The 3507-nt window shown below is 69.5% G+C and carries 4 protein-coding genes; all 4 read left to right on the top strand.

Features of this window, described 5'->3' with window-relative positions; translation table 11 throughout:
• Nucleotides 1-440, top strand: a 440-nt coding sequence (locus H0W38_RS18905) for a DUF126 domain-containing protein (RefSeq protein ID WP_367162407.1), incomplete at its 5' end; no start/stop codon positions are given.
• Between the two features lie 120 nt (nucleotides 441-560).
• Nucleotides 561-1544: a hypothetical protein gene (locus H0W38_RS18910; protein ID WP_292457051.1), complete on the top strand. Its 984-nt coding sequence runs from the start codon at nucleotides 561-563 to the stop codon at nucleotides 1542-1544.
• Nucleotides 1545-1576: 32 nt separating this feature from the next.
• Nucleotides 1577-2467, top strand: a complete 891-nt coding sequence (locus tag H0W38_RS18915; protein WP_292457053.1) for a phosphate/phosphite/phosphonate ABC transporter substrate-binding protein — start codon at nucleotides 1577-1579, stop codon at nucleotides 2465-2467.
• 58 nt (nucleotides 2468-2525) lie between these two features.
• Nucleotides 2526-3428 carry an ABC transporter permease gene (locus tag H0W38_RS18920; RefSeq protein ID WP_292457055.1) on the top strand — a complete coding sequence of 301 codons (903 nt, stop codon included), beginning with the start codon at nucleotides 2526-2528 and terminating at the stop codon, nucleotides 3426-3428.
• Nucleotides 3429-3507: the final 79 nt, after the last annotated feature.

Consider the following 3507-nt stretch of genomic DNA (forward strand, 5'->3'; position numbering starts at 1 on the left):
TGAGTGAGCGGCCCGACCACACGATGCAAGGGAGCACGGTCATGGAATTCAAGGCGCGGCATGCGATCGGCTTGCCGGTGACGGGCGAGGCGCTGGTCGCGCACGACGGTTTTTCGGCGCGCTACGATCTGGACCGCATCAACGGCACGTTCACGCGGCCGGCCCACAAGCTGGTGGGCCAGTCCTACGTGGGCAAGGTTCTGGTGCTCGATACCGCGAAGGGGGGCGTCGCCAGCGCGTGGATGCTGCACGAGATGGCCTCGCGCGGCATCGTGCCCAAGGCCATCGTCTTCAACACCGTCAATCCGATCCTCGCGCAAGGGGCGGCTTTCGGCGACATCACTATGCTGGCCGGCTTCGACGAAGACATCACCGCGAAGGTGCTCCATGGAGCGACGGTGGAGATCGATCCGGCGAACCGGACCTTGCGGGTGCTGTAGCGAGGCGGGTTCGGCCGGTCGGTCGCCGGCTGCTGCAGAACGCTGCGGCCTGGGGCGCGATGTAAGGATTCGGTTGCGCGGGCGACACTTGGAAGTTACGCCGCCTTGTCGCCTCCCCGCATGCCTTCTTCGCCCACCGCTCCCGGCCGCGCCTGTCCACTGCACTACCGCTACGCCGCCGGCGTGTTCGCGCGGCCGGCCGAGTTGCAGGCCGAGGTGCTGTACGTGGTCGGCGGCCTGTACGGCAACCTGTCGGCGTGGCGCGAAGCCGTCCGACAGCTGGCCCTTGAAGAATGCGCGGCCGGCGCCGGGCGTGTTGCGCTCGTGCTCAACGGCGACTTCCACTGGTTCGACGCCGACGCCCGCTGGTTCGGCGAAGTCGAGCGCGCGACCGCCGGCCATCTGCGCCTGCGCGGCAACGTCGAGACCGAGATCGCCGATCCCGAAGCCGGCGCCGGTTGCGGCTGTGCCTATCCGCAAGATGTGTCGGATGCGGTGGTCGAGCGCTCCAACCGGATCATCGAGCGCCTGCGAGAGGCCGCGCGCGAAGTGCCCGGCGTTTCGACTGCGCTGGCAGCCTTGCCCATGCACGCGGTTGCGCAGATCGGCGAGACGCGCTGGGGCCTGGTGCATGGCGACGCCGAGTCGCTGGCTGGCTGGGGTTTCGACGCCGCCTCGCTCAGCGCGCCGCAACAGACCGCGTGGATCGAACGCACGCTGCGCGAGGTGGGGGTCGACGGTTTCGCCTCGAGTCACACCTGCGCGCCGGCTTTGCGCGCCTTCACCGTCGACGGGCGCGAGCGGTTGATCATCAACAACGGCGCGGCCGGCATGCCGAATTTCGCCGGCAGCCGCGCCGGCGTGATCACGCGCATCGGCGTCTCGGCACCGCCCGCCGGCCTGCCGGTGCTCTACGGCCGCACGCTGCGAGGCGTGCAGGTGCACGCGCTGGCGCTGCATTACGACCACGCTGCCTTCTTGCACCGCTTTCTCGCGGTGTGGCCCGAGGGCAGCGACGCGCATGCCTCCTACTTCGCGCGCATCGTCGACGGGCCCGACTGGTGCATCGCACAGGCGCTGGGCGCCTGCGAAGCGCGCGCCTGAACCCTTCTCCCATCACCCACCGAGGACTGCTCGTGCAAAGACGTTCCCTGCTCGCCGCTGCCGCGGCCCGCCTCGCGCCCATCGCGGCATTCGCAACGCGCGATGCCCATGCCCAGACCGCCGAGCCGCTGCAATTCGGCGTCGGCCTGTTCCAGCCCGACCGCGAGAAGAACGAGGCCACCTATCGCCCGCTGGCGGCCTGGCTCGAAGCCCGGCTCTCGCGCCGGGTCGTGCTGCGCACCGTCGATACGTGGGAAGGCCTGGCCAAGTCGCTCGCCGCCGGCGAAACCGACATCGCGCTGATGGGGCCCTGGGGCTACGTGCTCGCCAACAACGAGGCCGGGGCGCAGGCGGTCTCGACCATCCTGTACGAAGGCAAGCCCGAGTACCGCGCGATCATGATCACGCACCCCAAAAGCGGCATCCGCAGCATCGACGACCTGAAGGGCCGCAGCTTCGCCTTCGGCGACAAGGGCTCGACCTCCGGCTACCTGATCCCGGTGCACGAGTTCCAGAAGCGTGACATTGACCCCAACACGCACTTCTCGCGCGTGATCTACACCAGGCACCAGGCGATCGAGACCCAGGTGGTGCGCGGCGAACTCGATGCCGGTGCCGACTACAACCGCAACCGCGACGCGATGATCGCGCAAGGCCTCATCAAGGCCGAAGACAGCCGGATCTTCTGGACCTCCGCACCGCTGCCCAACGACGCGATGGCCGTGAGCGCCACCCTGGCGCGCGACACTGGCTTCGTTGCGAAGCTGCGCGAGGCACTCGAAGCCGTTGCCGGCGAGCTCGCACGAAATCCGCAGCTGCTGCCGGCCCGCTACACCGGCTTCGTCAGCAGCGACAACACCGCTTACGCGGCCATCCGCGATGCCGGCCTGGCGACAGGCAAGCTGATGCCGCCGCGGCGTTGAAGGCGCTCAGGGCCTGTCGACAGGGGGTTCGTGTGACCGGGAAAAGAGGCGCTCCACGATGAAGCTCGGCAGCGCCCCGCGCGCCGGGACGGCACCGGCGCAATGGCGCTGGCAATGGGTGCTGCTCGCCTATGCCGCGCTCATCGCCGCGAGCCTGGGCAGCCTGTTGGCACAGGGCGACCTGAGTTTCGGCCGCAACCCTTATCAGAACCTCGTGCGCACGCTGGACGAGCTGTCGCGGCCGAGCTTTCTCGATCTCTGGTTCGGCGAACCGCGGCTCGAATACCGCTCGGACGACGGCCGCCTGCTGCGCGTCGAGGACCGCCGCGCAGTGGAGGCGAGCTGGCTGCGCGGCCTGCTCGAGGCGACGTGGACGACGCTCAAGATCGGCACGCTCGGCTCCTTCTTCGCCGGCGCGATCGCGCTGCCGCTGGGTTTCCTGGCCGCGCGCAATGCCGGCGCGCCGGCGTGGTTGGCCTCGGCCGTGCGCGCATTGCTCGACGCCACGCGCTCGATCCACACGCTGGTCTTCGGCCTGATCTACGTGGGCATCGTCGGCCTCGGGCCGATGGCCGGCATATTGGCCATCGCCTCGCATTCCCTCGGCAGCTACGGCAAGCTCTACGCCGAGGCGATCGAGCAGGCCGATGGCAACCTGTTCGAAAGCGGCCTGGCGCTCGGCCTCGCGCCCTGGCAGGTGATCGCGCACGCCATGCGGCGCGGCTTCTACCCGGCCTTCGTTTCCACCCACCTCTACCTGTGGGAATTCAACGTGCGCGACTCGACCGTGCTCGGCCTCATCGGCGCCGGCGGCCTGGGCCTGCTGGTGTCGGAGGCCGTCAGCCTGTTCCAGTGGGAGCGGCTGGCCACGCTGCTCATCGTGATCGTGGCGCTGGTGGTGGCGATGGACCGGCTCGGCGCGGGGGTGCGTGCGCGGCTGCTGCGCACGGCGGGGCGCTGAATGCGGAGCGCCCTTGCGCCTTCAGCCGATGCGCCGCGCGATCAAGGCCGCCAGACGCGTGCGCACTTCCTCGCTCATC

Origin of the sequence: Methylibium sp. (assembly GCF_013817365.1) — a bacterium.
Taxonomy (GTDB): domain Bacteria; phylum Pseudomonadota; class Gammaproteobacteria; order Burkholderiales; family Burkholderiaceae_C; genus Methylibium.

What these genes read in the sequence shown, in the direction of transcription:
- H0W38_RS18910 (WP_292457051.1), top strand. Translation starts at nt 561, where the DNA reads ATGCCTTCTTCGCCCACCGCTCCCGGCCGCGCCTGTCCACTGCACTAC.
- H0W38_RS18920 (WP_292457055.1), top strand. Translation starts at nt 2,526, where the DNA reads ATGAAGCTCGGCAGCGCCCCGCGCGCCGGGACGGCACCGGCGCAATGG.